Raw genomic sequence first — 2,105 nt, forward strand, 5'->3', positions numbered from 1 at the left:
ATATACCACCAAGCACCCTGCTTTTACATAAAATTTACAAACGCTTATCATTATGATCAAAAATACCTATTATAATGGAGATAGTTTAACGACAAATTTCTACACAATAGGTGGCTTATGAAAAATAACCGATTAACCAATTTTATAAATTTTCTTGCCTTTTTAAATGCTAAGAAGGGAAGTCTTTATCAAGAATATAGAAAGAGTATAGAGCTTCAGGAGCTCATGCAAAAAGGGAAGGTTGATACGGTTTTTCAGCCCATTCTCTGCCTGAAGGAAGGTAAGACATTAGGGTTTGAGATTTTAAATCGTCCTAAACCGACAAAATTGTTTCCGACAACTGAAAAGTTTTATGAATATGTCGGCAAAAGCAATGATGTTTTTATGATAGAACGATTTCTCCGGAATCTTTCTCTTGAACGATTCTCGGATCAGGTCAAGGGGTTTCAACCCACTTCGACTCCACTCGTATTTCTCAATATCCAGCCACAAGTATTAGCTGATCCCGCCTATCGAAGTGGAATAACGCTGGAATTATTGGAAAGATATAATCTTTGCCCTGAGCAAATCGTTTTAGAACTTACCGAAAAAGAGGCAGTAACCAATTATAGCCAATTCGAACGAATCATAGATCATTATCGGCAACAAGGGTTTCGTATTGCCGTTGACGATGCTGGAACCGGCTATAATAGCTTACAAACCCTCATTTACATAAAACCCGAATTTATTAAAGTGGATAAATCTCTTATTCGCAAAATTGATGAGCATCCCGAGAAGCAGCATTTAGTAGAGCTCCTACTTGATTTTGCTTTACAGTCAAATACTCAAATCGTTGCAGAAGGAATAGAATCACTTTCGGAGCTAAACTACTTACGAAAAGTAGGCGTCCATATGGGGCAGGGTTTTGCTCTCGGGAAACCAAATCCCGAATTAATAAATGGAAAATTACCACACTCCAATCCTATTTTACGAACTCAATTCGGCTAGACTGATATACGAATGTGTTAATGTAAAACTTAAAAAGCCATGTAGTTTATCAAAACTACATGGCTTTTCTACCACTATTGAGGCAAAACTTCTTCACTGACATCCTCTAACGATAGAAATGAATTTTCTTTAATCGCTTTACATCTGCTTTTTAATCTAGCAGCCACTTTACTTATTTCCTCTACTGATGTAAATACACAGTTTTTATTTTGTACAATCGCTATGGATATCGTTACTAACGGAATATATTCAATCTGCCCCTGTCTTGTTCTTGCTTGAATTCTCCCACTTTTCCATTCATCTTCAGAGTAATAACGCTTCGTAGCATACTGGAAGAGTGAAATAATTTGTCGTGATAACGGCTCATGGTTGAAATGAGGGATAACGGCAATAAAATCATCGCCGCCAATATGTCCAACAAAGGAGGGAGCGTTCTCCTCGATGTCAATTACCTTCTTAATAATCTTGGCAGTCTCATTAATTAATTCATCTCCCTTACTAAATCCAAATGTATCATTGAAGGATTTGAACAAATCAATATCTATGTAAAACACACTAAATCTTTTATATGACAACACTTCGTTCAGTGTTTCTTCGATTACATTATTTCCAGGAAGTCCGCTGAGAGGATTTGAAAAACGGGCAATATTTATTTGAATCTCTGATAATTTAATAATTAATTCTCTAATACTTACAATTCCATGGATACGGTCATGCTTCGTGATAATGACATAATCATAAAGATGCTCCTGCTTTCTGCCCATCGCTAGCGCACTGACCTCAGTAATGGGGACTGAATATTCAACCATTAGGAACTCTTGGTCCATCACGAGTTCAATCGTCCGCTTCATAAAAAGGTCAAATCCGTATTTTGTTGATAGTTTTTGAAAAAAGTGAGTTCTCATTACTAACCCAATTGGCCGTTCTTCTTTACACACGACAATCCCTTCCAAGGATGGGTCTTCAGTAAATATTGAATAAACAACCTCACATAAGGTTGAAGGTGTTACAATGACATTGTCTTTTGATACTTCTCCAATTTCGATGTGCACATACTCACCCCCATTTTCCAATAATTAATCACATTTAACTATAATTTACTGTAGGAATGTTAATTG

General features: G+C 36.4%; 2 protein-coding genes. One reads left to right on the forward strand and one right to left on the reverse strand.

Translation table 11 applies throughout. The features are described from left to right. The first annotated feature begins 117 nt into the window (after nucleotides 1–117). Complete coding sequence (locus V7149_RS25935; RefSeq protein ID WP_335348431.1) at nucleotides 118–987, forward strand: EAL domain-containing protein; 870 nt, start codon at nucleotides 118–120, stop codon at nucleotides 985–987. Nucleotides 988–1,061: 74 nt separating this feature from the next. On the opposite strand, the gene V7149_RS25940 is transcribed toward V7149_RS25935, so the two are convergent. Further along, on the reverse strand, nucleotides 1,062–2,039 hold the full coding sequence (locus tag V7149_RS25940; protein WP_335348432.1) for a GGDEF domain-containing protein: 978 nt from the start codon (nucleotides 2,037–2,039) through the stop codon (nucleotides 1,062–1,064). Nucleotides 2,040–2,105: the final 66 nt, after the last annotated feature.

The sequence above is a fragment of the Bacillus sp. JJ1503 genome, from assembly GCF_036965125.1.
In the GTDB taxonomy this organism is placed as follows: domain Bacteria; phylum Bacillota; class Bacilli; order Bacillales; family Cytobacillaceae; genus Cytobacillus.